Below are 23,788 nucleotides of genomic sequence, written 5' to 3'. Positions count from 1 at the left end.
TCAGTTTTTTTCGGGCAGGACTTGTGCCAGCGCGGCGAGCGCGGCGGGGAGTCCTGCGGGGTTTTTGCCGCCTGCTTGGGCGAAATCGGGGCGGCCGCCGCCTTTGCCGCCGATATGCGCGGCAAGGTCGCGAATGATGTTGCCCGCGTGCAGGCCGTTCGCTGCCTTGCTGACGCTGACGATGAGGCGGGCGGTGTCGTCATCGACGCTACCGATGACGACGACGTCGGCGCCGTGGCGGTCGCGTAGCTGGTCGGCGGTGTCGCGCAGGGTGGCGTTATCGAGGCCGTCGCGTTGCAGGGCGAGGGTTTTCCAGCCGTTGATGGTTTGGATTTCGGCGCTGCCACCATCGCCACCTTGGGCGAGCTGACGTTTCAGCGTCTGCACGTCTTTTTCTAACGTTTTCAGCTGTTGTTGCAGGGCGCTGATGCGTTCTGGCAGGTGCTCGCCGTCGGTTTTCAGCAACGCCGCACTTTCGGCAAGCAACGATTCGCTGTGCGCCAGGTATTCCAGCGCTGCCAGTCCGCAGACGACTTCAATGCGGCGCACACCGGCGGAAACGGCGCCTTGTGAGACGACTTTGGCGAGGCCGATTTCGCCGAGACGGCCAACGTGCGTACCGCCGCAGAGTTCGATAGAGAAGCCGTCATCACCCATGCTGACCACACGCACCACGTCGCCGTATTTTTCGCCAAAGAGCGCCATTGCGCCTTTTTTCTGCGCGTCATCGCGCGACATTTGTTCGATGACGACTGGCGCGTTGCCGAGGATTTGCGCGTTCATCATCGCTTCTACTTGCGCGATTTCGGCGGCGTTGAGCGCTTTGTCGTGCGAGAAGTCGAAGCGGGTGCGGCGCTCGTCAACGAGTGAGCCTTTTTGCTGGACGTGCGTGCCGAGGGTGCTGCGCAGCGCTTTGTGCAGCAGGTGGGTCGCGGAATGGTGGCGCTTGATGGCGGCACGGCGGGCGTGGTCGATTTCTGCTTGTGCGCTTTCGCCAACGCTGATTTCGCCGCTTTCGACACGACCAATGTGCAGGAAGGCATCGCCCTGTTTTTGTGTGTCTTCGACGCAGAAGACGCCGCTTGTGGTGCGGATGGTGCCGCTGTCTCCGACTTGACCGCCGGATTCGCCGTAAAACGGGGTGCGGTCGAGAATAACCACGCCGCGCGCGCCTTCGGTGAGATGTGTAACCGCCGCGCCATCGGCGAAGAGTTGCATGATTTGCGCGCTGCCGCTTTCATGTTCGTAGCCGTCAAAGGCGGTTTTGCCGCTGATGTCCAATTTCTGTGCGGCATCGAATTTGCCCGCTGCCTTGGCGCGTTCGCGCTGCGTTTCCATCGCCGCGTCGTAGCCGTCCATGTCCAGCGTCAGGCCGCGTTCGCGCGCGATGTCGGCGGTAAGATCAACCGGGAAGCCGTAGGTGTCGTAGAGTTTGAAGACGGTTTCGCCGGGGATTTCTGTGCCGCACATTTCGCCCAGCGCTTTTTCCAGCACTTCCAACCCCGCTTCCAGCGTCTGCGCGAAGCGCTCTTCTTCGCGGCGAACCGCATCGGTGATGCGCGCTTCGGCTTCGACGATTTCCGGGTAGGCCTCGCCCATCTCGGCAACCAGCGGCGCGACCAGTTTGTAGAAAAATGGCTTATTTTGTCCTAACTTACGGCAATGGCGTATGGCGCGACGCATGATGCGGCGCAGAACGTAACCGCGCCCCTCATTACTCGGTAAAACGCCATCAACCATCAGAAATACGGTGGCGCGAATATGATCAGCAATAACCCTTCTACTTTGATCATCTCTATGCAATCCGCTCGTAGAAAGATTAAAACCATCACTATTCTCTGCTTCTGCTCTCTCAATTGCAGAAATCAAGTGCTTAAACAAGTCGATTTCGTAGTTGGAATGCACGCCCTGCAACACGGCGGCGATGCGCTCCAGCCCCATGCCGGTGTCGATGGAGGGGCGCGGCAGCGGTTTCATCGTGCCGCTGGCGTCGCGCTCAAATTGCATGAAGACGATGTTCCAGATTTCGATGAAGCGGTCGCCGTCTTCTTCCGGTGAACCGGGTGGCCCGCCCCACACTTCCGGGCCGTGGTCGTAGAAGATTTCCGAGCAGGGACCGCAGGGGCCGGTATCGCCCATCGCCCAGAAGTTGTCGGATTCGTACTTGGCTTTGCCCGGTTTGTCGCCGATGCGGATGATTTTTTCCTCTGGCAGGCCGACTTTGTCGCGCCAGATGGCGTAGGCTTCGTCGTCTTCGTGGTAAACGGTTACGCAGAGTTTTTCCGGCGGCAGACCAAAGACTTGCGTCAGCAGGTTCCAGGCGAAGGGGATGGCGTCGGCCTTGAAGTAGTCGCCAAAGCTGAAGTTGCCGAGCATTTCAAAGAAGGTGTGATGGCGCGCGGTGTAGCCGACATTTTCGAGGTCGTTGTGTTTGCCGCCGGCGCGAACGCAGCGCTGCGAGGTGGTGGCGCGCTTGTAGTCGCGGGTTTCGCTGCCGGTGAAGATGTCCTTGAATTGCACCATGCCCGCGTTGGTAAAGAGCAGGGTCGGGTCGTTGCCCGGCACCAGCGAGGAGGAGTGGACGATTTTGTGGCCGTGTTCGGCGAAGTAGTCGAGGAAGGCGCGCCGGATTTCGGCGGTGGATTGGGGTTTTTGTTTCATTGGGGTTCCTTGTGGCAGCTCAGTCATCCGTGGCGGATGTCATCGCTTGCCGGATTTCTTCGTAGCTGAAGCCGCGCTGCGCCATGAAGCGCTGCCGCTTCGCCCGCTCCTGCGGCGTGGTCGCCGGAGCGCTGTATTTTTTTTGGTAAACGTCGCGGGCGGCGGCGAACCAGTCGGCGCTGTCGAGGGTATCGCGCAGCAGCTCGCCACGGATGCCGCGCGCCTCCAGTTCGTGCCGCATTTTCAGGCGGCCATAACCACGATGGCCGCGCAGATAGCTTGCGGCAAAGCGGGCGTCGCTTTGCCAGCCGCGTTCTGCCAAGGTATCAAGGACGGCGGCGATGTCTTCTGCGGGAAACCCGTCCAGTTTGACGGCGAGTTCGGCGCGGCTGTATTCGCGCCGTGCGAGGGCGGCGAGACAGCGTGCCTCTATCGCGCGCCGGACGTCGTCAGAAGAGTTCATTGCCGTCCGTGGCGGGGGCTTCGCTGGTGTTCGCCTCGTCGTTGTCGTCGCCGTGGCTTACCGGCAGTTCGGCATCGCTGTTACCAATGTAGTGCTCGCGGATTTTCGCCTCGATTTCGGCGGCGAGTTCCGGTTTTTCGGTGAGATAGGCGCGGACTTTTTCTTTGCCCTGACCGATTTTTTCGCTGCCGTAGCTGTACCACGCGCCGGATTTCTGGATGGCATCAATGGCGACACCGAGGTCAATGATCTCGCCGATGCGCGAGATGCCCTGACCGTAAAGCACTTCAAATTCAGCCTGTTTGAACGGCGGCGAGACTTTGTTTTTCACCACTTTGACCCGCGTCTGGTTGCCCAGCACTTCTTCGCCGTCCTTGATGGAGCCAACGCGGCGAATGTCGAGGCGCACCGAGGCGTAGAACTTGAGCGCGTTACCACCGGTGGTGGTTTCCGGCGAGCCGAACATGACGCCGATTTTCATGCGGATTTGGTTGATGAAGATGACCAGCGTGTTGGCGCGCTTGATGTTGGCGGTGAGTTTGCGCAGCGCCTGGCTCATCAGTCGCGCTTGCAGGCCGACGTGCGAATCGCCCATTTCGCCTTCGATTTCCGCTTTCGGGGTCAGCGCGGCGACGGAGTCAATGACAATGACGCTAAAGGCGCCGGAGCGGACGAGAGCGTCGGCGATTTCCAGCGCCTGCTCGCCGGTGTCGGGCTGGGTGATGTAGAGGTCGTCGGTATTGACGCCGAGTTTGCGCGCGTAAATCGGGTCAAGCGCGTGTTCAGCATCAATAAAGGCGGCCGTGCCGCCTGCTTTCTGTGCTTCGGCGATGACGTGCAAGGTGAGCGTCGTCTTGCCGGAGGATTCCGGGCCGTAGATTTCGACGATGCGCCCGCGCGGCAGGCCGCCAATGCCGAGGGCGATGTCAAGGCCGAGCGAGCCGGTGGAAATCGCCTGAATGTCGTGTTCGGTGGTCTGGTCGCCGAGGCGCATCACCGTACCTTTGCCAAACTGTTTGTCCAGTTGCGCCAGCACCGCTTTCAGCGCCTTTTCCTGTTCTTCCGAGAGTTTTTTGCTCATAAATTTCCGCTTTTTGGGTGTTACTGCATGGCTTTGAGAGCCTCAAGTTTGCGCGCAATCATAGCATTGTCAGGCGTGGCTTTCAGCGCCTTTTCGTACTCCGCCTGCGCCATTTGCACGTACAGGCGGGCGAGATTGACCCGTGCCGAGGTGTGGTCGGGATGCTTTTCCAGGAGCGCGCGCAGGGCGGCTTCGGCAGCGGGCAAATCGCCGCGTCCGGCGTAGATGACGGCGAGCGCGTTGCCCGGCTGCGGCAGGTCGGGGAAGTTCGCCTGCATCATTTTGTACCAGCGCTCCGCCTCGTCGCCACGGCCAAGCTGCATCAGCACCAAGCCCTTGAGATAGGCGGCGCGGCTGTCTTCGGGATGGGTGGAAAGGCGGGTTTCCAACTGCTTCAGCGCGCCGCGCGGGTTGCCGTTTTCCGCCATTGACTGCGCCTGCGCGTAGCCCGACCACGGCGGACTCGCTTCTTCTTCGGCAGCGGTCGGCTTGGGCGTTGCCGCATCGGGTGCGGGTTGTGGTGTCACCGCGACGCCGGTCGGCGGTAACGGCTGGGTGGTGTCGCCTTCGTTTTGTTCGTTGGTTTTCTCGCTGTCGGCGGGCTTTTTCGCGTCCGCTTCCGCCGCTTTTGCATCCGGTGGCGGGGTTTCCGGCGGCGGCGAGAGTTTGATGGTTTCAATGGCGGGATCGTCGTCGGGCTGCGGTTCTGCTTCTTTGGCAGCATCGGCGGCAGGCGACGGTTGCGCCGCTGCCGCAGGTGCTTCTTTGGCCGCCTTTGCCTTTTCCTGCGCCTTTTCCGGCGTCAGCGTGTCGCCCTGCACCGGCAACAGCGCCACCGGCGGTTCATCCTGCGCCCACAGCGGGGCGGTCAACACGGCGAGAAGGAAGATCATGTAGCGTGTCATATAAATATGTCTCCGAAACGTGAACGTAGGGGCGGTTAGGACGAAGTCCGTAACCACCCGTATGATTTATGGCGGGCGGTTACGCTCGTTCCTCGCCAACCGCCCCTACCCGATTTTCATCCTCGCCAGCGCAGCAGCCACCGCTCGCAGAGGCCGAGCAGCCACGACAGCACGATGCCGAGCAGCGCCAGCAGCGTCACCCCGGCGAGCAGCTGATCCATGCGGTAGAGTTGCCCGGCGTTGCTGATATAGGCACCGAGGCCGTAGTTGGCGTTCATCATCTCCGCCACCACCAGCATGGTAATGGCGATGGAAATGGAGATGCGGAACCCGGCGAGGATGCCCGGCATCGCCCCCGGCAGGATGATTTTGCGGACGATGGCGACGGGCGGCAGGCCAAACGACTGCCCCATGCGGATGAGGTTGCGATCCACATCATCGACCGCCGCGTAAGTGGCAATCACCGTCGGGAAAAAGGTACCGATGAGAATCGTCGCAATCTTCGAGCCTTCATCAATGCCGAACCAGACGAGGAACAGCGGCAGCAGCGCGATTTTCGGCACCGGAAACAGCGCCGACACCAGCGGCAGCAGCGTGCCGCGCCCGACCCGCCACAGGCCGATGAGCAGCCCGGCGGCAATGCCGAGCAGACTGCCCACATTCCAGCCCAGCAGCAGGCGGCGCACACTCGCCCAAAGGTGCGTCCACAACTCGCCGGAGAGGAGCAAATTCTGCAACTGCACGGCAATTTCCGCCGGAGAGGCCATATAAACCCGGCTAATCCAGCCCGCGCGCACCGCTACTTCCCAAAAAGCGAGCAGTACGGCGAACAGCGCCCAGCTCATCCAGCGCGGCGCATCGCCGCCAAACTCGCGCGCCCGCAGCGGCACCGGAATACGTTTCCCGCTCATGCCTCCAGCTCCCGTTCCGCCGCGCGTGCCTCGTCGCGCATCAACTGCCACAACTGCCGCTCCACCGCCTGCAATTCCGGCGAATGCTCATCGCGCGCGTCCAGCGGCGTATCGAGCGCGACCACCTCGCGCACCCGCCCCGGCCGGCGCGACAACACCACAATCTTGTGCCCCAGCCGCACCGCCTCGCGCAAATTGTGGGTGACGTAGGCGGCAGAAAACGGCGCCGCCGCCCACAGGCGGACAAAATCATCGAGCAACAAATCCTTGGTTTGACTATCGAGCGCCGACAGCGGCTCATCCATCAACATCACCGCCGGGTTGACCGCAAGCGCGCGGGCAATCGCCACCCGCTGCCGCATCCCGCCGGAAAGCTGGCGAATCCACGCATTCGCAAACTCCGCAAGTTGCGTCCGCGCCAGCACATCCGCGATACGCTCACGGCGTTCGGCCGCCGACAGCGGATGATGCTCCAGCACCAGCGCAATATTGTCGGCGACCGTGCGCCACGGCAGCAGGGCAAAATCCTGAAAAACAAACGTCAGCGGATTGAGCGACGACGCAGGCGCCTCGCCCTCCAGCCACACCGTCCCCGCCTCCGGGCGCTCCAGCCCGCCGAGCAGCCGCAGCAGCGTCGATTTGCCGCAGCCGGACGGGCCGATGAGACAGACCACCTCGCCCGCGCCAATCGCAAACGACACATCCTGCAACACCAGCCGCCCCTGATAACGGTGGCAAATCCCTTCGGCGACGAGGCGCATCAGTCCGCCAGCAGCGCGTTCACGTCCAGCGACTCCGGCACCAGCTTCTGCGCCTTGAACCAGCCGATTTGCTTAATAACATCGGCGCGGTTAAGTGCCGCATCCGGCGACACCCGCATCGCGCCCTCGCGGATAAGGCGGCTGGCGTCAGCATCATTGCGGTCGGTATAGACATACTTGTGAATCGCGGCGATGACCGCATCGGTCGCCGCATCGGGCGACTTCTCCACCAGCGCCGCGTTATAGTCCGCCGCGCCCTTGGCAAACGCGCGCTTGAAGGCCGCCACCTGTTCAGGCTTCTCCTGCGCCAGCTTCGCCCCGGTAAAGAGCACCGTCACCTGATAACCGGGGAGAAAATCCACCACCTTGCCAATCTCCACCGCCGCGCCCTTGGCGACCAAATCGGCGGCAATCCCCGGCTGGGCGACGGCGGCATCGACCTTGCCCGCCTGCAGCGCGGCGGCAATCGCGGGCATATTGGCCAGCGCTACCGTCTTCACCGCGCCGCCATTTCTCGCCGCGACCTGCTGCCCCATATACTCAAACGACGAACCCTGCGTGGTAATGGCGAAAGACTTGCCGTCCAAATCCATCGGCGACTGCAAACCGGCATCAAACGCCGCCTTGCTGGCGAGAATCTTATGCCCCGGCACCCCTTCCGCCTCCTCCAGCGCGCCGCCGATAATGCGCACCGCATCACCGCGCGCCGCGAGATTCAAAAGCCCGCCGGACACCGCCGTCACGCCAAAATCAATATCGCCGGAAGCAATGGCGACCGCCATCGCCTGCGCCGCCTGAAACGCGACCAGCTCGGCATCCAGCCCCTCGGCGGCAAAATACCCGCGCTCCTTCGCAATAAAACTTGGCGCCTGCGACGGCAGCGCGATATAACCAATACGCACCTTCTCCGCCGCCTGCGCCACCAGCGCCGCGACCGCCAAAACCGCCGCCAGCGCGACACGCAACAAAACCTTCATAAAACCTCCGAAAAAGAAAAACCGCGCAACGGCGCGACAGACACGCTTTTTAACATAGCGGTAATGACAGTTCAAGCGGCGGCGTCGCCGACACGCACGCGGGAAACGACAAGCGCGGCCATCCCTCATAAACCGCCGCTTGCACCAAAACCATACCAAAACCATGACAAACATCTTATAATCACCTGACCGTTTCTTCACAAACGGTGCGGACAGGGATATTCTGCGCGAGGAAACCGCTCACAAGGAAGATCCTGCCGCCACACTCACGCCCCAAAAGCGCCGAGTTGCGCGGGGCTCAACGGAAGGAGCTATACAGTGAAACTGACGAACCTCTCACTCTCAATCATGGTTGCCCTGGGTGTTGTCGCCTGCGGTGGCAGCGACGAAAACACCCCGCCGCCAGCCGACCCGCCCGCCCCGCAGCCAGAACTCAAAAAACCTGAGCCACAACCACAGCCGGAAGCCCGAAACGACGACAAAATCGTTGACCCCACCGGCACCAAAGTTGTGGATGGTCGCGACCTCAGCAAAGAAAGCACCGTGGGCGGCCTGCAATACATCCGCCGCGATGGCTCGGACTACGACCGCGTTTACAACCCCGACAAATTGGCCTCTGCCACACCGCTGCTCGGCGTCAGCCTTGACGAACAAAACCCGAAACTGACCAACATCGTCCTCGCCCGCCGCGACATGGAACGCGAAGAAAACAAGGCCGTTCGCGCCCAGTTCGCCGGCGCCACCGAAAACGAACCGCTCACCGCCGACGGCCACCCGCGCGAAAACCCGGCGCTGCAAGTGGAAAACTTCAAAAACGTGGACATCCTCGCCGGTGCCTTCAAACAGGTCGGCTCTGCCGATTTCAGCGACCCGAAAAACCGCCTTGGCGAAGACCACAACATTGACACCCATATCCAGAACAACACCGACAAGAGCGGCGAATTTACCCGCGACCGGGTCAGCCATGTTTATACCCCGCGCTACGAATACCGTCAGCCGTTTGTCGATTATCCGAATGCGGTAAATCCCGATGACAACAAAAAAGAAAGCGATAGCCCGACCGCTATCGTCACAAAAGCTCCGGCGCCTCCTGGATTCCCCGACATCAATACGCTGCAAAACGGGCTTTGGAGTACAAGCGGCGCTTGGTCAACCGACAATAACAACGACAATTCTCGCCATCCGGTCAATATTGGCACAAATACCGACCGTTCTTCCGGTAGCTTTAGCAACGTACAAAAGCGCTATGGCAATTTTCCCAAAGGACAAGACGATAGCCCAACCGATCCGGATAATATCGCCGATGCAAAGGCGTGGCGTAACAAGGGAACACGAACAGCAGGCGGAGTGACAGTATCGCCATCAAGAGATCCTGACCCCAATGGAAATAACTACTATGGTCCCGCCCAAACTGATGATCCCGACAATGTGGATGCCCGGTCAAACAATGTAGTGGACTGGGAAGGCGACAAAAACAACCCTCCCGCCTATAAAGGTAATGTCGGGCGTGCGCAAGCTATTACTCGTACCCCTAATGGTCAAACCTATACGCCTTCACCGGATAGTGAATACAACTATCAGCAAGCGTGGCCGAAAGGGGCTTATCCCAAATATCCGAAAAAGATGTTTGCCTATCCCAATATTCCCTATGATCAAGATAATAATAATGCGCTGAACGGTGGTTCCACAGATGGCGATCCTAAAGACCACGAGCATATTTATCTCGAACGGGAAGACTTTACCGCCATTCGTCAGTTAGAACCCATCCGTCCGCTAGTTAATCCGGTTGCCAATGAATGGGATTGGACACTGTACCAAGATTGGTCGGCTTCTGTTGTTATGCATGAAATTAAACAACGATGGAACTACTATTTGGATTATAATGATTTAGATAACAACGGCAATCCAAAAAGAAAAAGATACAAAGAAACCTATTTTGATGGAAATGTATCGTATGATGTTAGCAAGAGTGGAATAGACAAAGAACCAGTAGAATATATTCAAGATAAATTTAGTGATGAAAAAAAGGTGAATTCGGACTGCAATACAGAGCTTCATAGCTGCTCTTTTGTATCTAGAATCCCTATTTTGAACCATGCCGAATGGCAAGATCCCCAAAACAAAGGCGGCGGTCAGCGCGGCGAATTTCGCGGCCCGGCTTACGTTGGCTACCACGAAGACGAAGGCACCATCCGCTATGCCGATAACCGTATCTGGAAAGCGGGCGCGGACGGTTACAAACCGGAATACGAGCGCAAATATGGCGCCAACCTGATTTGGTGGAGTACCCAGGACAGCGCCTTTGAAAACCACGCCACATCCAACGGCTGGGATCCGCGCGCCCGCCGCGTGGACATCAACACCACTAAAGACAAAGATGGCAACCCTAACGGCGGCGAAGGCTCGGAAGATTTGGTCTGGGCAAATGAGGAAAATACGCTACTGGCAGACGGCACCAAAGCACGCGACCGCGACATCGAAATCCAGCCCACCGGCGACATCACCAACGGCCTGATCCGCATCGGCGGTACCGACCGCACCGGCGGCAAACTGCCAACCCTCGGCCAGGAACTCAAATGGGAAAACGGCAGATGGGAAGACCACCACAAGACCACCAGCCGCATCTTCGGCCATTACCACCTCGCCTGGGCGGATCAGGAAGACCGCAAAGTCAAAGACATGAGCATGAACAGCTACTCTGGTGCCCGCTCCTTTGTCGCCAAGGTCAAAAACGTATTGCCGACCGCCACGGCGCAGGGCTACAAGGCCGATCTGGACAGCGCCCCGGTGGAATACAGCATTGGCGCGCAACCGATAACGCTGAAGCGGGTGCAGTATGGCCGCGTGACCTCGCAACTTGACCTCGCCAACGGCGAAGGCCCGTTTGGCGACGGCTTCCTTCGCGCGCCGTTTGCGAAAAAAGGCACCTCGGACAGCGTTGATAACTACTTCTTCCGCGGTATAGACGCGACCGCCGTGGAAGATATGCCACAAAACGGCAGCGCGACCTACAACGGCCACGCACTGATGTACGGCATCAACAACGACTTCCACGGCGTGACCCAGGACGTCAAACTCGGCGGCGGCTACAAGAGTATGCCGAACGCCTTTGACGGCCTGAACGGCCGCGGCGCAGCCCAACTCGGTCTCGGCAACTTCGTCGAAGCCAACGTCGATTTCGGCACGCGCAAAGTCAAGGGCGACGTCTATAACGCCTGGCTGACCGACGTCACCAAACCCGGCGTTGTCCACGACAAACTGGTCGTATTTGAAGGCGACATCACCGGCAACACCGTCATCGGCAAGGCCGACCGCGCCTACATCCCGGGCAATGACGAAGCGGACTTCCGCGCCGCCTTCTTCGGCAAACAGGCAGAAGAAATGGGCGGGTCATTCAACTCAGTCAAGCCGGACGACAAATACGCCTCCGCCTACGAAGTGGGCGACTGGGGCGGCGTCTTCGGCGCGGTCAAGAGCGCCAGCAACACCTTCCAGGGGGACGACGGCGCCAACACCTACGGCAACACCCAAGCCACCGGCGAATAACCCCGCCGCCACAAAGCAAACGGCCTCGCAAGAGGCCGTTTTCATTTTGGACGCGCCACCGCCCTCCCCTTCCCCGCAATCGCGACCATCGCCCGCCGCACAACAACCAACACACCCAACAAAAACCTTTATAATTACCTGACCGTATCGTCATGAATACGGGCGGGTTCAAACCGACAAAAAACATCGCCTGCGCTGACCACCGGGCGCGACAACAACACACGACCTTCCGACCATCGTCCTGAACGCCCGCGCGAACAGGAAAATCCCACAAAACACGAGACACAAAACCATGAAACTAACCAACCTTTCCGTGGCCATTATGGTCGCCCTCGGTGTTGTTGCCTGCGGTGGCAGCGATGACAACAACAGCAACAAGCCGGTAGATCCGCCCACGCCTCCCGCACCCGCGCCAGACAACAACAAGCCGCAGCCGCAGCCGGAGCCGAAAAACGACGACAAAATCGTTGACCCGACCGGCACCAAAGTCGTGGATGGCCGCGACCTCAGCAAAGAAAGCACCGTGGGCGGCCTGCAATACATCCGCCGCGACGGCTCGGACTTTGACCGCATCTACAACCCGAGCAAGCCCGCCTCCGCCACCCCGCTGCTCGGCGTCACCCTGAACGAACAGAACCCGAAACTGACCAACATCGTTCTCGCCCGCCGCGACCTCGAACGCGAGGCGGACAAGGCCGTGCGCGCTCAGTTCGCGGGCGGCACCGAAAACGAACCGCTGACCCCGGACGGCCATGCCCGCGAAAATCCGAGCCTGCAAGTAGAGAACTTCAAAAACGTGGACATCCTCGCCGGTGCCTTCAAGCAGGTCGGCTCTGCCGATTTCAGCAAAGCCGACAACCGCCTCGGCGCCGACCACAACATTGATACCCACATCCAGAACAACACCGACAAAACCGGCGAATTTACCCGTGAGCGGGTTGAATATGTTTATACCCCGCGTTTTGAATACCGCCAGCCGTTTGTCGATTATCCGAATGCGGAAGCTGCCGATTTGGAGAAATACTCACAAGACCCGACCAACGACAAAGAATTTACGGCTACTGCCAGCGAAAAAACCCAGCCGTTGGCACCACCATTACCGGGTAAAGCCAATAATCCGGACGAATTACAAAAAGAACTGATGGCGACTGACTGGTCAAGCAAAAACAATGCCTCCCGCCACCCGGTCAATATCGGCACCTGGTATCAAACTGCCTATGGCTCCGTCCAGAATGACGAGAAACTCTATGGCAATATGCCCACCGGCAAGGATGACAGCCCAGATGACCCAGAGCAGGTTGCCAATCTGAACGCCTGGCGCAACCGGGGAACGTTCACTACCGCTGATGGCACTCCCATTTTTCCGTCGGCAACGCCGGATCCTGAAGGAAAAAGCAAATTTGGCCGGATCAATGGGGTTGTGGATTGGAGTCAGGGCGGCTTTAACAAAACCATAGAGCGCACCACCGCCGTAACCCGTACTGGCGCTTTGCCCGGTTCCCTGACAAAAGATACCCGTGGCTCCAAAAAATATACATATAATCAGGGCTGGCCAAATGGCGGCTATCCGCGCTTCTCCTATGAGATGTTTGGCTATCCCAATACGGAATATAACGAGGAAGACAACCGCACCCTTTATTCCGGTACCAATGCAGAAGATCCCAGATCTCATGAGCATATCTATCTCGAACGGGAAAAATTCACCGCCATTCGTCAGCCGAAAGCTATTCGCCCGCTGGTCAACCCGATTGCCAATGAATGGACATGGACATTGCATCAGGGATGGCGTGTGCTTCATTCTGTAGCAGTCAAAGAATATGAACTGGATGGTGCCGGAAACCGTGTTCAGGTTCCAGATCCTACTCCTACCGATCCGAATCATACAAAAGACAAGGATCCTAAGGAATACACTATCAACAAGGTAGTAACCTTTGAAGATGAAGGAGATGGAGATTACTACCACAATACAGTCGTCAATAATCTAAACAAGACGGGCGCCGTTTCCAGCGAAATCACAGGCGAAGTCAATGGAACTACCGCAAAAGCCTGCGGCTCTGCCACCCAATATGAATGCGCTTATACCGGAACAGGTACACCGCAATTACAATGGGCATACTGGAAAGACCCCAAAAATGAAGGTGGCGGTCAAAGAGGCGAATTCCGCGGCCCTTACTATATCGGTTGGGATCAGGACAACAGCGTCGTCCAGTTCTCCGACCCGCGTATCTGGAAGGCGGGCGCCCCCGGTTACAAGCAGGAATACGAGAAAAAATACGGCGCCAATCTCATCTGGTGGAGTACCCAGGACAGCGCCTTTGAAAACCACGCCACTTCCAACGGCAAAGACCCGCGCGCCCGTCGGGTTGATCGTAACGTCAGCGGTAAGGGCGGTGAAGGTTCGGAAGACCTGGTTTGGGGCAAGCCCGATGCTCTGACAGCTACTGGTACCGACGCCCGCGACCGCGACGTCGAAATCCAGCCGACTGGCGACATCACCAACGGCCTAATTCGTATCGGCGGCCTGGACAGCACCGGCAAGATGAAAACGCTCGGCCAGGAGCTGATCTGGAAAGACGGCAGATGGGAAGATCACCACAAAACCACCAGCCGCATCTTCGGCCACTATCACCTCGCCTGGGCTGACCAGGAAAAACGCGAAGTCAAGGACATGAGCATGAACAGCTACTCCGGCGCGCGTTCCTTTGTCGCCAAAGTAAAAGGCATCATCCCTGAAGACAAGGCACCGTTCCAGTCACCGTGGGGCGGCGTGCCGGATCTGGACAGTAAGGCGGACAAATACAGCATTGGCGCCGTGCCGATGACCCTGAAAAAAGTGCAGTACGGTCGCGTGACTACCCAGCTTGATCTAGCCAGCGGCGAAGGCCCGTATGGTGATGGCTTCCTCCGCGCACCGTTTGCGGTAAAAGGCTCGCAGGACAGCGTCGATCACTACTTCTTCCGCGGTATTGATGCGACCTCCATCGAAGATATGCCACAAAACGGTAGCGCGATCTACAACGGCCACGCGCTGATGTACGGCATCAACAACGACTTCCACGGCGTGACCGGCAACGTGAACGTAATCCCGCCGAAACAAGACCTGCCGAACGCCTTTGACGGTGGTGCTCGCGTACGCGGCTCGGCAACGCTCGGCCTCGGCAACTTCGTTGAAGCCAACGTCGATTTCGGCACGCGCAAGGTCAAGGGCGACGTCTATAACGCCTGGCTGGTGAACGAAAACAAATCCACCGTCGTTCATGACAAACTGGTGGCATTTGAAGGCGACATCACCGGCAACACCGTCATCGGCAAGGCTGACCGCGCCTACATTCCCGGCAACGACGAAGCCGATTTCCGCGCTGCCTTCTTTGGCAAACAGGCAGAAGAAATGGGCGGATCGTTCAACTCGGTCAAGCCCGACGACAAATACGGCTCCGCCTACGAAGTGGGCGACTGGGGCGGCGTCTTTGGTGCAGCCAAAACCGGCGGCAGCAACACCTTCCAGGGTGATGACAGCAACAACGTTTATGGCAACACCCAAGCCACCGGCGAATAATCCCGTCGCCACAAACCAAACGGCCTCGCAAGAGGCCGTTTCTATTTTCGGAGGCGGCCACCGCCCTCCTCCCCCCCCGCGTGGGATGTGTGGCGGTACAGCCGACACGCACGCAGTAAAAATTGAGAACACGTGTCTGCGCCACACGCCCCGCGAGTTGATGGCATTTGTGGCGACGTCCCTATAGAAGCGGTTAGAACCTGTTTAGAGTCTGCGGGTGAAATTCCCCCTCCCCTGCAGGGCGAAGCCCGTAGCGGGCGGGTACCCACGCAAAATGCGTCCGCATTTTGCGTGGGGCCCGGGGGAGGGTCGGGGTGGGGGTGAGCGATATTGTTCATGAACTGAAATTCCTGTTTTTCAATGGTTTTGCTGTTCTCACCCCAAACCCCTCTCTGCTTCGCAAGCAATGCTTGTCGCTACGCGAGCTGTTCCAGTTGTCCGTTCCTCACTAACCAAACCCACGAACAAAATCATCGTGTTATGACCAATTACAAACAGCCCCTACACTCCGCCAGTAAAATCTGAAGCGGCGTATCATCGCCCCAAAAAAGGTTAGGCAAAGCCGCCTGATCCGCCCCCTCCAAATGTGGGGCAACCCACGCCGCCACAACACAACCGGATGCCAAACGCCACATGAACAGCCACCGCACCCTCATCATCTCCGTCTTCATCGTCGCGAGCTGCGGCCTCGCCTACGAACTCATCATCGCCGCGCTTGCCAGCTACCTTTTGGGCGACAGCATCCTCCAGTTCTCCAGCATCATCGGCCTCTACCTCTTCTCAATGGGCATCGGCGCGCACCTCACCCGCTACATCAAGGACGAAGACGCGCTCACCCGCTTCATCGAAATCGAGCTGCTGGTGGGCATCATCGGCGGGCTGTCCGCACTCGCCCTGTTCGTCGCCTTTGGCCTCGCCGCCGCCCCCTTCCGCAGCCTGCTTTACGCCTTCGTGCTGATTACCGGTACCGTGGTCGGCATGGAAATCCCGCTGGTGATGCGCGTCCTGCACCGCGAACAGGCGGCATTTGCCGACCTCGTCGCCCGCGTACTGACCTTTGACTACCTCGGCGCGCTCGCCGTCTCGCTCCTCTTCCCGCTCTTGCTCGCGCCGCGCCTCGGCATGGCGCGCTCGGCGCTGCTCTTTGGCATCCTGAACGCCGCCGTCGCCCTGCTCACCGCCCGCGTATTCCGCCACCAACTGCCGCGTTACCCCTCATTGTGCCTGCGCGGCTGGCTGGTTCTCATCGCACTCGCCGCCGCCTTCCTCGCCGCCAACCGCATCACCGCTTTCGCCGAACAAAGCTACTACGGCGACCCCGTCGTGTACGAGCGCCACACCCCCTACCAGCGCCTGGTCATCACCCGCTGGAAAGACGATACCCGCCTCTATCTGAACGGCAACCTGCAATTCTCCTCGCGCGACGAAGCGCGTTACCACGAAGCGCTGGTACTGCCGGCGATGCAAATGGCGCGCTCGCCCGCGCGCGTCCTCATCCTCGGCGGCGGTGATGGCCTCGCTGCGCGCGAAGTGCTGAAATACCCGCAAGTCCAACACATTACCCTCGTTGACCTGGACGCGGAAATGACCCGCACCTTCGCCACCTCCGCCACCCTGAGCGCACTCAACGGCGGCGCGCTCACCCATCCGAAACTGCGCGTCATCAACACCGATGCCGCCCAATGGCTGGAAACCGACCGTGGCGCATACGACGTCATCATCATCGACCTGCCCGACCCGTCCAACTTCTCCCTCGGCAAACTCTACTCGGTGCCGATGTACCGCCTCGTCGCGCGCCACCTCGCGCCCGGCGGCTACATCGTCGTCCAATCCACCTCACCCTACTTCGCGCCCAACGCCTACTGGTCGGTGGTGGCGACGCTGGAAGCGGCGGGGCTGCACACCGCGCCGTATCACGTTTACGTGCCATCCTTCGGCGAATGGGGCTACGTCCTCGCCGCGCACGCGGACGCTTTTCCCGTGCCAACCCGCTTTGATGTCCCCACCCGCTACTTAAACGGCGAAACGGCAGCAGAAATGTTCCGCTTCCCGCCGGACATGGCACGCCGCGCCGTTGAGCCGAATTACCTCAATACGCAAAAACTGGTGAGTTACTTCGAGCAGGATTGGGGGGAGGTGCAAAGGTGAAAAATATTTTTAAATTTTAGGAGTTAGATATGAGTGTTCAACACCCTATAAATCAAACATTATTGATAACTGCAATTCAAGAATTAGAAAACTATAACGTAGATAATAATAAATACAAAGTAGAATTGTGTAAGAATATTTTACTGCGAATAAATAATTCGCCTGATATGTGGCAATCCCTTTGCCCTTTTAATTATAGTGAAGAAGATACTATGAGCTCATTTGTTAGCGATCTTCGCCGCCCAATTATTGATAATCAATTTAATGATAGATTGTTATTTATAAGTTTATTTTTTCTAAGAGAGGCTATTATAGTAGATAAGATTAAGGGCATAACCTATATAAGAGATGATGTTAAAGAAAATTTAAGCAGTAAAGAAGAAATTTGGAATTGTTTTATTAAAAATTATGAAGAATTATCAAAAATAGTTACTGATTCACATCGAAGCCCATTTTCATACCCTAATAATTTGGCTAGTTATATAATATATGACTTACCAATTGACATATTAAATTATCATTTAGGTAATAAAGAGATTAAGGCATTTGTAGAATATAAAAATTTAGTTAAAGATGTAGAAATAAAAAAAGAAGAAATAAAAAAAGAAAGAGAAAAAATAGATGAATTAGAAAAATCTTTAAGAAAATTCAAGATGGCCTTTAATTTTGTTGGTTTATCACAAGGGTTTAAAGACATTTTAGATAAAAAAAATGGTTCTAAATGTTGGACTTTTTGGGGACTAGTAGTTCTTGCTATAATATTGCTAGCTCCAGTCGCTTATGAGGCTTATTATCTTATTAATAGTAATATTGATATGAAATGGCAAAATCTTTTACCTGTAGCTGGATTAGAATTGATCCTTATATACTTATTTCGCGTTGTATTAAATCATTATCTCTCATTACAAACTCAAATAATGCAATTAGAATTACGGCAATCTATATGCCAGTTTATTGAAGAATATGTTAAGTTTGCCGAAAAAATCAAAGAAACTGACAGAGGCGCTTTGGAGAAGTTTGAAAATCTAATATTTAGCGGAATAGTACTTAACCCTAACAAGATACCTGGAACCTTTGATGGGATTGATTCTATAGCGCCTATTATTGATGCGATAAAAGGAAAATAATCCTTAAATATTACTGATAGTAGTAGATTGACTTAGTGCAGCACATAACCTAACAACAGGATTTCCTCATTTATATTTACAAGGTGGCGCTTACCCTGTATGTATAATCCCCATCCGTAAGGACAGCAGCATGCAAACCGAATCTCTCGCCTTCGCCCAATACTGGCGCAATTCCTTCGTCGGGCTGGGCCGCGTTGCCGCGTCCTGCCCAAGCGCCAAACGGATCAGTAGCATCGAGCAGAGCAGGGAGAAGTGCAGCGCTGAAAATATACATACACATCGAGCGCTCAAGTGTATGTAAATTTAAAAGGCCTTCCATCTGCGGAAGGCCTTTTGCATTCAGGCGGGGTAATGAAAATGCAGCGTTTGCGCCAAATCGGGATGCAGACTCTGCGCTACCGGGCAGGCGTGCGCGGTCGCTTCCAGCAGGCGGCGCGTTTTCTCGTCGTAGCTGTCCTGAAAGTAAATGTCGAGGACGATTTCGCCGATGCGGCGCGGTTCGGTTTTCATGTGTTTTTCGGCGGTAATGCGCGGCTCGCGGTATGGCACGCCGAGGCTTTCCGCCTTCTTCGCCATCATCGTCAGCACGCAGGCGGCGAGCGCGGTCGCGACCAGATCGGTCGGCGAAAAGCCTTCGCCCTTGCCGCCGTTATCAACAGGCGCGTCGGTAAACAGCGTCGCGCCACTCGCGGCGTGTTCGGCGTGGCAGTGCAGTTGTCCCTGATAAATCACGTTCAGTTGGGTCATGGTGTCTCTCCGGTTGAATGCGCCGGGCAGCCCGGCACGGGCATTATCGCAGCGCACGCTTCCTTGCGAAAAGGTTGCATCCCGGTAAAAAATCCGTAGAATACGTCGCTGGTCTGCATTGGCGCTTCGCAACGATCAGCCGCAAACCCCGTCAGGTCCGGAAGGAAGCAGCGGTAGCGGTGAAATCGGGTGCCGGAGTAAGCTGGTGCAGGCCTTTTTCTTTTTCTCAAACAAGCACCCCATGTATCAGGTTCTCGCACGCAAATGGCGGCCGAAAAACTTTCACGAACTGGTCGGCCAGACGCATGTGACCCAGGCGCTGACCTACGCGCTGGACCATAACCGCATCCATCACGCTTACCTCTTTACCGGCACGCGCGGCGTCGGCAAAACCACCATCGCCCGCATCTTCGCCAAATCGCTCAACTGCCAGAAAAATCACGTCAGCTCCAATCCCTGCGGCGAATGCGACCACTGCAAGGAAATTGACCAGGGGCGCTTTCCCGACCTCATCGAAGTAGATGCCGCCTCGCGCTCCCGCGTTGAAGAAACGCGCGAACTGCTCGACAACGTCCCCTACGCGCCTGTCAAAGGACAATACAAAGTCTATCTCATTGACGAAGTGCATATGTTTTCCGCCAGCAGCTTCAATGCGCTGCTGAAAACACTGGAAGAACCGCCGCCGCACGTCAAATTCATCCTCGCCACCACCGACCCGCAGAAACTGCCCGCGACCATCCTCTCGCGCTGCCTGCAATTCCACCTGAAAAACATGAGCGAGCGGCAAATCAGCGAACACCTCGCCAGCATCCTGCAAGCCGAACACGCCGAATACGAGCCGGACGCGCTGCAACTGCTCGCCAATGCCGCCGCCGGCAGTATGCGCGACAGCCTCAGCCTGCTTGACCAGGCATTGGCCTACGGCCAGGGACACGTCCGCACCCATGACGTCGCCACCTTGCTCGGTGCCGTCCCCGAACCGCAGCTGCTGCATATGCTGCGCCTACTCGCTGACGGCGACGCGGGCGGTCTGCGCAACATCCTCGAATCGCTGGACGAATACGCGCCCGATTATGCCGGACTGCTGCTGCGCCTGCTGCAACAAATGCAAAAAATCACCATCGCCCAGCTCGGCGCGGAACGCTACCCCGAAGAAATCCCGGCGGCGCTGCACGCACTGGCACAACGCCTGCCGGTCGAACTGCTGCAACTGTGGTATCAAATCGGCAGCGAAGCGTGGCAAAACCTGCCCTACCAGCCGGATGCGCGCATGGCGCTGGAAATGAGCCTGCTGCGCATGATTGCCCTGCAACCGCTGCTGCCCACCAGCGATCCGGCGAACGCGCGACCGGTACGCGAAGCTGCCCCGGCGGGCGCAGACCTCACTACTTCACTCACCGAACTGGCGACCAGCCTGCAAAACGGGAAAACCGCCGCGAGTGAAGCATCAGCACAGGCAGAACCCGCTCCTGCCGAACCGTCCCCGGTGCCTGTTACACCGACCATACCCGCCGCAACACCTACTGCGAGCGAGGAAGAACCCGCGACCGCCATTCCTGCCGAACCGTCCCCGACACCTATCGCCAACGAACCGCCGCCGTGGGAAGAACCATCCGCCGCCGATACCCCGGACAACGGCGACATCTCGCCGTGGGTCAGCGAAACCATCCCCGACGACAACGGAAGCACAGCGGCAAAAAAGCCTGAAGCTGTTGCCGCGCCTGCCGTGGCAACCGCCCCCGAACCCGCGACAAAAACCGCTCCGGGCAAAACCACCGACCCCGCCGACCTGATTGACAACCCCGAACGCTGGAGCGACTTCCTCACTACCCTCGACCTGCACGAATACCCGCTGCTGCTGCTCGAAAACAGCATCCCCGCCAGTTGGCAGGCGCCGCTCCTCAGCCTTTGCACCGCGCCGACCGGCATCATCTTCGACCAGGCACAAAACCGCGAACAGGCCGCCGCCGCCCTCAGCCACGCGCTCGGTGTCCCTTGCACCCTCGAAATCCGCCCCGGCGATGGCGATCTGAAAACCCCCATCGAATACCGTCGGCAAAAAAATGCCGCCGCGCAACAGCGCGCCGAACAAGAATTCCTTAACCACCCGCAAGTACGGGCGGCACAAGCCACCTTCGGCGCCGCCCTGCAAGTGGACAACATCCAACCCTTGAACACACAGGAGTAAAAAATGATGCTACCCGGCAAACTCGGCACCATGATGAAAAAAGCGCAGGAAATGCAAGAGAATATGCAAAAAATGCAGGCAGAACTGGCAAACCGCCACATCGTCGGCATCGCCGGCGCAGGCGCGGTCAAAGTCACCCTGAACGGCCACTACGCCTGTCAGCGCGTAGAACTCTCCGAAGAAGCGCTGAAAGAAGACAAAGAAATGCTCGAAGCGCTGCTCGCCGCCGCCATCAGCGACGCCAGCGCCAAAGTCAATGCCATGACCCAGGAAGAAATGGCGAACCTCACCGGCGGCATGGGACTGCCCGGCGGCTTCAAACTGCCCTTCTGATGAGCTTCTCGCCCTCGTTCGACCAACTGGTGCAGGCGCTCACCTGCCTGCCCGGCGTCGGCAACAAAACGGCGCAACGCATGGCATTGCGCCTTTTGCTTGAACAACCACAAAAAGGCCAACAACTGGCGGATGCCCTCAACCACGCGCTGCACACCGCGACCCGTTGCCAACAATGCCGCAACATCAGCGACGCCGAACTTTGCCTCATCTGCGCCAACCCCAGACGCGACCACAGCACCATCTGCGTCGTCGAAGCCCCTGCCGACGTCCTCGCCCTTGAACAATCCACCGACTACCGTGGCCTCTACTTCGTGCTGATGGGCTTCATCTCGCCGCTGGACGGCATCGGCCCCTACGAACTCGGCATGGACATCCTCGATGAGCAGCTGGCCACCGGCGACATCAAAGAAATGGTGCTGGCCACCAACAGCACCCTCGAAGGCGAAACCACCGCCTACTTCCTCGCCGAACTCGCCGCCAAACACAACGTCCCCGCGACCCGCCTCGCGCACGGCGTGCCGATGGGCGGCGAACTCTCCTATCTCGACAAAGGCACCCTCTCGCTCGCCTTCAACACCCGCAGCCCGTACCGCAGCGAATAGCGGCAGAGCGCGCGACTGCACCACAACGGGAATTTTTCCTATGCCAATCCGCATCCTTGCCACCCTGCTCGCCCTCGCGCTAACCAGCACCGTCTCGCTGACCGCACCCGCCGCAGAACGCACTGACTACATCACCCAAATCAAACAACCGCAGGGCGATGCCAGTACGGCACAAGACCCGCTCGTCAAGCAAACCCTGAACCAGCACTATCCCGTCAATGCAGACGCCAGCGAACGCCTTGCGCGCATCAGCGACGGCGCGCCGCGCGAATGCCACTACATCCGCAGCGGCAACGATGAATACTGCATGACCCTGCACAGCGAAAAAACCGTTGATGGCGCACGGGGCAAACGCTGCTACCTGCTCTTTCGCGGCGACAATCTCAGTGGTGCGCACCTCGCCGGCGGGCTGGTCGTCCTTCATGCCTTTACCGCCGAAAACGGCGCATGGCGGGAAACCGCGCGCGTGCAAAGCGAAGTCGGTGAGTGGGGACGCGCGCCGGAAACGTGGCAATGGCAAGAATTGGGCGCCGGATACTGGAGCGTAAGCGGACAAAGCAGCTTCACCGCGAACGGCGAAACCACTGGCGGCCTGACCCTGCTATACGACGACGGCGAGCGCCTCGCCGAAAGCTACATCCCGCTCACCTACAGCTTGGACGCAGACTTTTGCGCACCTGCCGAACAAAAAACCTGCGACAACGACAACCTATTTGCTGACAAAACCCGCTTGGAAGAAACGCTTGCCAACAGCGCCGACCTGCACGGTATCGCCACCATCCGCCGCGACCTCGCCCCAAGCGACAACCATTGGCCGTTGGAAATCAGCGTCAGCGGTTTTAAAGGCCGCAAAATTACCGGCCGCGAGACAAACGGCGCCTACCGCATCGCCCCCATCAAAGAATACTGGCAGGACAAATACCTGTTCCGCTACGACGCAGCGAAACACAGCTACCAAATGCCGGACGACTACCCGCTATAAACCACGCCCTAAACCATGACCCACCCGCTGCACACCTTCCGCTACTGCCCGCGCTGCGGCGCGCCCGGCCTGCAACACCCGCCCGGCCACGCGCTGCATTGCCCGCATTGCGACCTCACCTACTACCACAACGTTGCCGCCGCCGTCGCCTGCATCGTTCTTGATGACCACGGCCAAATCCTCTCCGTGCGCCGCGCACGCGAACCGGCAAAGGGCACGCTTGACCTGCCCGGCGGCTTCGTGGAGGCACACGAGACGGTTGAAACCGCCGCCCGGCGCGAGTTGCACGAAGAAACCGGCCTCGCGCCACACGCGCTGCGCTACCTGTTCTCGCTGCCCAACACCTACCCCTACAGCGGCATTGACGTCTTCACCGCCGACCTGTTCTACCTCGCCCGCGTGCCGGATTTCCACGACGCCCGCGCCGCTGATGATGCCGCCGCGCTCGACATCCGCCCCGTCGCCGCCCTGCGTGCAGAAGATTACGGCCTCGCCTCCATCCGCGCCGCCGTCGCCACCCTCATCCGCGAACCCACGCTGCTGCACCCCTAAAAAAACCGCCCTTTGGGGCGGTTTTTCACGATTCAGGAGCGTGTTTGCAATTTGAATCCCCCTCCCCTGCGAAGCGGGGGAGGGGCGGGGGTACCCACGAAAAAGGCGGATGCCTTTTTCGTGGGTACCCGGGGAGGGGGTATAAAAAACCGCGTAGCGACCGCATCCAAAATGAATTGCAAACAGCGCCTAAGGGCTGTTTACAATTTAGACCTCCCTCTCCCGCAGGGCGAAACCCGCAGCGG

16 protein-coding genes, 1 other RNA gene and 1 pseudogene are annotated in these 23,788 nt (G+C 58.3%); 10 read left to right on the top strand and 8 right to left on the bottom strand.

Features of this window, described 5'->3' with window-relative positions; genetic code table 11:
• The 7 genes from alaS to ACO54Z_RS12160 form a co-directional block, all read right to left on the bottom strand.
• A complete protein-coding gene (alaS, locus tag ACO54Z_RS12190) occupies positions 1-2,661 on the bottom strand; it encodes an alanine--tRNA ligase (RefSeq protein WP_485997261.1) in 2,661 nt (886 codons plus the stop codon).
• 19 nt (positions 2,662-2,680) lie between these two features.
• Positions 2,681-3,124 carry a regulatory protein RecX gene (locus ACO54Z_RS12185; protein ID WP_485997260.1) on the bottom strand — a complete coding sequence of 148 codons (444 nt, stop codon included), beginning with the start codon at positions 3,122-3,124 and terminating at the stop codon, positions 2,681-2,683.
• Entirely contained in the window at positions 3,111-4,205 is a 1,095-nt protein-coding gene (gene recA, locus ACO54Z_RS12180) for a recombinase RecA (RefSeq protein ID WP_485997259.1), read from the bottom strand. The genes ACO54Z_RS12185 and recA overlap by 14 nt, the downstream gene beginning before the upstream one ends.
• Positions 4,206-4,225: 20 nt before the next feature.
• Positions 4,226-5,110, bottom strand: a complete 885-nt coding sequence (locus tag ACO54Z_RS12175) for a tetratricopeptide repeat protein (protein ID WP_485997258.1) — start codon at positions 5,108-5,110, stop codon at positions 4,226-4,228.
• A gap of 116 nt (positions 5,111-5,226) precedes the next feature.
• Positions 5,227-6,021 carry an ABC transporter permease gene (locus ACO54Z_RS12170; protein ID WP_485997257.1) on the bottom strand — a complete coding sequence of 265 codons (795 nt, stop codon included), beginning with the start codon at positions 6,019-6,021 and terminating at the stop codon, positions 5,227-5,229.
• A complete protein-coding gene (locus ACO54Z_RS12165; protein ID WP_485997256.1) occupies positions 6,018-6,782 on the bottom strand; it encodes an ABC transporter ATP-binding protein in 765 nt (254 codons plus the stop codon). The genes ACO54Z_RS12170 and ACO54Z_RS12165 overlap by 4 nt, the downstream gene beginning before the upstream one ends.
• Positions 6,782-7,759 (bottom strand): ABC transporter substrate-binding protein, encoded by a 978-nt coding sequence (locus ACO54Z_RS12160; RefSeq protein WP_485997255.1) that lies wholly within the window; start codon positions 7,757-7,759, stop codon positions 6,782-6,784. Before ACO54Z_RS12160 ends, ACO54Z_RS12165 begins: the two co-directional genes overlap by 1 nt.
• A gap of 318 nt (positions 7,760-8,077) precedes the next feature.
• Here ACO54Z_RS12160 and ACO54Z_RS12155 point away from each other — a divergent pair, with 318 nt between their 5' ends.
• The 4 genes and pseudogenes from ACO54Z_RS12155 to ACO54Z_RS12140 all read left to right on the top strand — a co-directional run bounded on the left by ACO54Z_RS12155 (position 8,078) and on the right by ACO54Z_RS12140 (position 18,136).
• Complete coding sequence (locus tag ACO54Z_RS12155; RefSeq protein ID WP_485997254.1) at positions 8,078-11,305, top strand: transferrin-binding protein-like solute binding protein; 3,228 nt, start codon at positions 8,078-8,080, stop codon at positions 11,303-11,305.
• Positions 11,306-11,597: 292 nt separating this feature from the next.
• Positions 11,598-14,861: a transferrin-binding protein-like solute binding protein gene (locus tag ACO54Z_RS12150; RefSeq protein ID WP_485997253.1), complete on the top strand. Its 3,264-nt coding sequence runs from the start codon at positions 11,598-11,600 to the stop codon at positions 14,859-14,861.
• 618 nt (positions 14,862-15,479) lie between these two features.
• A pseudogene (locus ACO54Z_RS12145) lies at positions 15,480-17,009 on the top strand (polyamine aminopropyltransferase); the annotation flags it as partial.
• Between the two features lie 29 nt (positions 17,010-17,038).
• Complete coding sequence (locus ACO54Z_RS12140; protein WP_485997252.1) at positions 17,039-18,136, top strand: hypothetical protein; 1,098 nt, start codon at positions 17,039-17,041, stop codon at positions 18,134-18,136.
• 339 nt (positions 18,137-18,475) lie between these two features.
• Here ACO54Z_RS12140 and ACO54Z_RS12135 read toward each other — a convergent pair whose 3' ends face one another.
• Positions 18,476-18,883: an OsmC family protein gene (locus ACO54Z_RS12135; RefSeq protein ID WP_485997251.1), complete on the bottom strand. Its 408-nt coding sequence runs from the start codon at positions 18,881-18,883 to the stop codon at positions 18,476-18,478.
• 115 nt (positions 18,884-18,998) lie between these two features.
• Here ACO54Z_RS12135 and ffs point away from each other — a divergent pair.
• The 6 genes from ffs to ACO54Z_RS12105 all read left to right on the top strand — a co-directional run bounded on the left by ffs (position 18,999) and on the right by ACO54Z_RS12105 (position 23,543).
• Positions 18,999-19,095, top strand: an RNA gene (ffs, locus tag ACO54Z_RS12130) — signal recognition particle sRNA small type.
• Between the two features lie 29 nt (positions 19,096-19,124).
• Positions 19,125-21,071 carry a DNA polymerase III subunit gamma/tau gene (gene dnaX / locus ACO54Z_RS12125; protein WP_485997250.1) on the top strand — a complete coding sequence of 649 codons (1,947 nt, stop codon included), beginning with the start codon at positions 19,125-19,127 and terminating at the stop codon, positions 21,069-21,071.
• Between the two features lie 6 nt (positions 21,072-21,077).
• Positions 21,078-21,404 carry a YbaB/EbfC family nucleoid-associated protein gene (locus tag ACO54Z_RS12120; RefSeq protein WP_366916292.1) on the top strand — a complete coding sequence of 109 codons (327 nt, stop codon included), beginning with the start codon at positions 21,078-21,080 and terminating at the stop codon, positions 21,402-21,404.
• Positions 21,404-22,009: a recombination mediator RecR gene (recR, locus tag ACO54Z_RS12115; protein WP_485997249.1), complete on the top strand. Its 606-nt coding sequence runs from the start codon at positions 21,404-21,406 to the stop codon at positions 22,007-22,009. Before ACO54Z_RS12120 ends, recR begins: the two co-directional genes overlap by 1 nt.
• A gap of 40 nt (positions 22,010-22,049) precedes the next feature.
• Positions 22,050-22,991: a hypothetical protein gene (locus ACO54Z_RS12110; protein ID WP_485997248.1), complete on the top strand. Its 942-nt coding sequence runs from the start codon at positions 22,050-22,052 to the stop codon at positions 22,989-22,991.
• Positions 22,992-23,006: 15 nt separating this feature from the next.
• Positions 23,007-23,543, top strand: a complete 537-nt coding sequence (locus ACO54Z_RS12105) for an NUDIX domain-containing protein (protein ID WP_485997247.1) — start codon at positions 23,007-23,009, stop codon at positions 23,541-23,543.
• Positions 23,544-23,788 lie beyond the last annotated feature (245 nt).

It is taken from the genome of Cardiobacterium sp. (assembly GCF_057314735.1).
The sequence above is the reverse complement of the archived record's forward strand: the minus strand, read 5'-3'. Positions and strand labels throughout refer to the sequence as shown.

What these genes read in the sequence shown, in the direction of transcription:
- alaS (WP_485997261.1), bottom strand. Translation starts at nt 2,661, where the DNA reads ATGAAACAAAAACCCCAATCCACCGCCGAAATCCGGCGCGCCTTCCTC.
- ACO54Z_RS12185 (WP_485997260.1), bottom strand. Translation starts at nt 3,124, where the DNA reads ATGAACTCTTCTGACGACGTCCGGCGCGCGATAGAGGCACGCTGTCTC.
- recA (WP_485997259.1), bottom strand. Translation starts at nt 4,205, where the DNA reads ATGAGCAAAAAACTCTCGGAAGAACAGGAAAAGGCGCTGAAAGCGGTG.
- ACO54Z_RS12175 (WP_485997258.1), bottom strand. Translation starts at nt 5,110, where the DNA reads ATGACACGCTACATGATCTTCCTTCTCGCCGTGTTGACCGCCCCGCTG.
- ACO54Z_RS12170 (WP_485997257.1), bottom strand. Translation starts at nt 6,021, where the DNA reads ATGAGCGGGAAACGTATTCCGGTGCCGCTGCGGGCGCGCGAGTTTGGC.
- ACO54Z_RS12165 (WP_485997256.1), bottom strand. Translation starts at nt 6,782, where the DNA reads ATGCGCCTCGTCGCCGAAGGGATTTGCCACCGTTATCAGGGGCGGCTG.
- ACO54Z_RS12160 (WP_485997255.1), bottom strand. Translation starts at nt 7,759, where the DNA reads ATGAAGGTTTTGTTGCGTGTCGCGCTGGCGGCGGTTTTGGCGGTCGCG.
- ACO54Z_RS12150 (WP_485997253.1), top strand. Translation starts at nt 11,598, where the DNA reads ATGAAACTAACCAACCTTTCCGTGGCCATTATGGTCGCCCTCGGTGTT.
- ACO54Z_RS12140 (WP_485997252.1), top strand. Translation starts at nt 17,039, where the DNA reads ATGAGTGTTCAACACCCTATAAATCAAACATTATTGATAACTGCAATT.
- ACO54Z_RS12135 (WP_485997251.1), bottom strand. Translation starts at nt 18,883, where the DNA reads ATGACCCAACTGAACGTGATTTATCAGGGACAACTGCACTGCCACGCC.
- dnaX (WP_485997250.1), top strand. Translation starts at nt 19,125, where the DNA reads ATGTATCAGGTTCTCGCACGCAAATGGCGGCCGAAAAACTTTCACGAA.
- ACO54Z_RS12120 (WP_366916292.1), top strand. Translation starts at nt 21,078, where the DNA reads ATGCTACCCGGCAAACTCGGCACCATGATGAAAAAAGCGCAGGAAATG.
- recR (WP_485997249.1), top strand. Translation starts at nt 21,404, where the DNA reads ATGAGCTTCTCGCCCTCGTTCGACCAACTGGTGCAGGCGCTCACCTGC.
- ACO54Z_RS12110 (WP_485997248.1), top strand. Translation starts at nt 22,050, where the DNA reads ATGCCAATCCGCATCCTTGCCACCCTGCTCGCCCTCGCGCTAACCAGC.
- ACO54Z_RS12105 (WP_485997247.1), top strand. Translation starts at nt 23,007, where the DNA reads ATGACCCACCCGCTGCACACCTTCCGCTACTGCCCGCGCTGCGGCGCG.